The sequence below is a fragment of the Pedobacter aquatilis genome (assembly GCF_032678425.1).
Lineage (GTDB): Bacteria > Bacteroidota > Bacteroidia > Sphingobacteriales > Sphingobacteriaceae > Pedobacter > Pedobacter aquatilis_B.
This window is the reverse complement of record NZ_JAVTSG010000012.1, coordinates 1-3709: the sequence shown is the minus strand read 5'-3', so window position 1 is coordinate 3709 and position 3709 is coordinate 1. Positions and strand designations below refer to the sequence as shown.

At 40.3% G+C, this 3709-nt stretch carries 3 protein-coding genes; all 3 read left to right on the top strand.

Features of this window, described 5'->3' with window-relative positions; genetic code table 11:
* On the top strand, positions 1-472 hold a 472-nt coding region (locus R2Q16_RS20335; RefSeq protein ID WP_316739913.1), incomplete at its 5' end, for a M13-type metalloendopeptidase.
* 196 nt (positions 473-668) lie between these two features.
* Entirely contained in the window at positions 669-1052 is a 384-nt protein-coding gene (locus R2Q16_RS20330) for a hypothetical protein (protein WP_316739911.1), read from the top strand.
* A 462-nt stretch (positions 1053-1514) separates the two neighbouring features.
* The coding region (locus tag R2Q16_RS20325; RefSeq protein WP_316739910.1) for a polysaccharide deacetylase family protein at positions 1515-3709 on the top strand (2195 nt) is incomplete at its 3' end.

Below are 3709 nucleotides of genomic sequence, written 5' to 3'. Positions count from 1 at the left end.
TGATGAAGGCTCAAAGTTTGATGGTAATGGAAAATTACGGGATTGGTGGACGACAAATACCCGAACAGCATTCCAGACGCGTACTGCCCAATTAGTTGAACAATACAATTCCTTTTCGCCAATTGATGGCCTTCACGTTGATGGAAAACAGACATTAGGCGAAAATATCGGTGATCTGACAGGAGCAATTGTAGCCTACGATGCCTACCAGCTCTATCTTAAAGACAAAGGAAATTCATCTGTTTTGGATGGATATACTGGAGACCAGCGGTATTTCCTTTCCCTGGCTCAAGCTTGCCGGACATTGTATACACCTGAAGCATATCGTTTAACACTCCGCGACTACCATGCGCCAGCAGAGTATCGCGTAAACGGTGTTGTTAGAAATATCGATGCGTGGTACAAGGCCTTTTCTGTCGATCCAAAAAATAAACTTTATTTGCCAACAAATGACCGCGTACGCATATGGTGAGCTGACTAAACACAGCCTATGCTTATTCCAAACGTAACTAACAGAACGAAACTCATCCAATGTTACCCACAAGTAATAGCTGGTGTCAGTAATGAACTGGACAATTCCATCCGTTTTTGTTCTTTCAATTCAAAAAAAATAGTATTTTGATAGTCAAATAGTTAAAATAAATGCTTGTACTTTTGCAACTAAAGCAATGAAAAGAATCCTAATTTTAATTTTCGCTATCAATATGATAGTCGGTTGTTCAAAAGAGAGGCATAATGAGCAGTCTGGCCCTGAAATTCGATTATCGAACAGCAGTCAACATAACTTTAAAAATGTGATTGTCAACACCGGAACGGGTGAAGTAAGTTTTGGCGATTTGGATTCCGGAAAACAGACAGGATATAAAAAATTTAGCGAGGCTTACAGATATGCATTTGTTAAACTTGAGATTGATGGGCGGAGGTACACCATTCAGCCAATTGATTTCGTTGGGGAGAAACCGCTAAGTAAAGGCCGTTATGCTTATCAAATAAGCGTCAATGCGAACCAGGGCCAGTATAACACTTTGAATTTAAAATTAATTGAGGAATAAATTTTTTGGAACTTTAATTGGTTAAAAATCTTCTTAACGGGGGGGGTAAAAAATTCCTTGTCAATGCCATAATGGTACTTTTAAAAAATTGAACAGGTCCCTTGTGTTCGTGTTTCACCTAGCCCGGCTTGAATTTAAGCCATAAATATCTTATCCCGGCATTCCATTTATACGCCTCTATAAACCCTAATATTAGTTAATGGCTAGGTCAATCTACTCTTTGCTTCATTAAAAATTCACATATACAGTACTATTTTTAATCTTGATTAATGATTAAGGGTAAGGGATTATGTTTTTGAAAACCTGGCTCAGCCGGCTGTTAGGGTTGCGTGACGGAAATTTCCTGACATTAATTGTTGGATTAATTCAATCCTAAAATTACACCTTTAGTTCAGTTCAAAGTAGAAAAAAGCTTTTAAAAAATTATTTTTATTAGCATATTTATCAGGTAAACAAGCGATTATGGAGTCTAAGCAAATCTTCCAAAGCAATACAAAAAGCAGATGGTTAACTTTTATTTGGACCAGCAGAAGCCTTATTATCGCACTTATAATTGCACTGGGCTGTGTTGTTTATACCATTTCTTCTATACAATCACCCGCCCTGCCTTATTTTCATTCTAATGCACCCTTAACCGGAAAAGCACTGTCCAGACTTAAAAAATCTCAGCAATACCGCGATTTTAAAATTCAAAAAAGTATGCTCGAGCAAATTCGAAAAGATAAGGATTCCAGGGCACTCGTCCATACCGATGATAAACGCCTGAATCTTGCCTTTTATGTGAGCTGGGCAGCCAGTAAAAGCAATTCCCTGGCAGATTTACGCAAAAATATCAGTCATCTGGACATGGTTGCCACGGAATCTTTTTTCATCAGGCCTGATTCCATATTTGCACAGATAGATACTGCAGCACTGAACATTATTCACCGGGCTGGCAAAAAATCGCTTGCGATGGTTTCCAATTATAATACCGACCATTGGGATGGTGATGTTGTGCGAAAGATGCTCTCTAATGAAACGAGCCAGCAAAAATTTATCACCGAACTTAAAGCACTGGTCACCAAAAATGGATTTTCTGGAATCAATATTGATTTTGAAGAACTAAACTTGGAGCAGCCTTCCTTATTTTTAACCTTCATGGACCGCCTATATGGGCAGTTTCATAAAAGTGGTTTAATGGTTACCCAGGATATCTCTCCTGAAAATGATGATTATAATGCCAAAGAATTAGCCAAATACAATGACTACCTCATATTAATGGCTTATGATCAGCATACCGAACAGAGCAATGCAGGAGATATTGCCCATCAGGAATGGGTTGAGGAAAAGTTGGATAATATATGCGAGCTCATCGACCCGAAAAAGGTGATATTGGCCCTGGCTTGCTATGGTTACGATTGGCCCGAAAACAGTGTAGGTAGCAGTGTAACCTACGAAGAGGCTATTATTACAGCGAATGCCAACAAATCAAAGGTGTATTTTGATCCCGAGTCTGCCAATCTTAATTACCGCTACAATGATGCCAATGGAATCCGCCATAGCGTATATTTTACTGATGCCGCCACTTATTATAACCTCATCCGAAAAGCAGACGACTGGGGCGTAGCCGGGATTGCACTCTGGCGTTTAGGTTCTGAAGATAAGCGCATCTGGACTTTCATTAATACCAACCTGAGTCTGGAGTCGATGAAGAAAACCCCCTTTGATTTGCGTAGACTTGCTAAACCTGTAATGAATGGCATTGCCTATATCGGCGATGGTGAGATACTGGATTTGATTGATACCCCAGCTCCCGGTTCTGTCCGGTTTACCATAGACCGCATAGACCGATCTATTCTATCAGAAGATTACCTTCGACTGCCAAGCCAGTACGTGATTAAAAGATTTGGTGAAGCCGATAAAAAAATTGCGCTGACCTTCGATGATGGTCCCGATCCGGTATACACGCCACAGGTGATGGATATTTTAGCCAAAAATAAAGTACCTGGGTGCTTTTTTGTTGTGGGTCTAATGGCCGAAAAAAACATGGAACTGCTTCGCAGGCAATATAATGAAGGTTATGAAATTGGCAACCACACTTTTTTTCACCCTGATATGTCTACAATTGGTCCCGAGCGGGTAAGTTTTGAACTTAATGCTACCCGAAGATTAATAGAGTGCGTAACCGGACATAGCACAATATTGTTCAGGGCTCCGTTTAATGCTGATGCAGAACCCCAAAACATCTCCGAGATTCTCCCCGTTGCGCAAAGCCGCAGGGAAAATTACGTAAATATTGGCGAGTTTATCGATCCCCAGGATTGGCAACCCGGTAAAACTTCCGACCAGATTTTTAATGAAGTGGTTAAACAGTATGACAACGGGAATATACTTTTACTTCATGATGCGGGCGGAAACCGGCAGGCCACGGTTGATGCGCTTCCAAAAATAATCGATTTCTACAAAAAAAAGGGATATACTTTCGTTTCTGTTGGCGAACTGATGGGGAAAAAGAAAGCCGAAGTGATGCCTCTGGCCTCATCTCTGGCCAGTAAGGGCATAGTGGGTTCTACGGATTATTTCTTTATCAGCTTTTTTTATTACGCAAATATCGTATTGGATATTGTATTCACCACCGCGATTGTAATGGCCATTTTAAGAACCATACTGATTGCCTA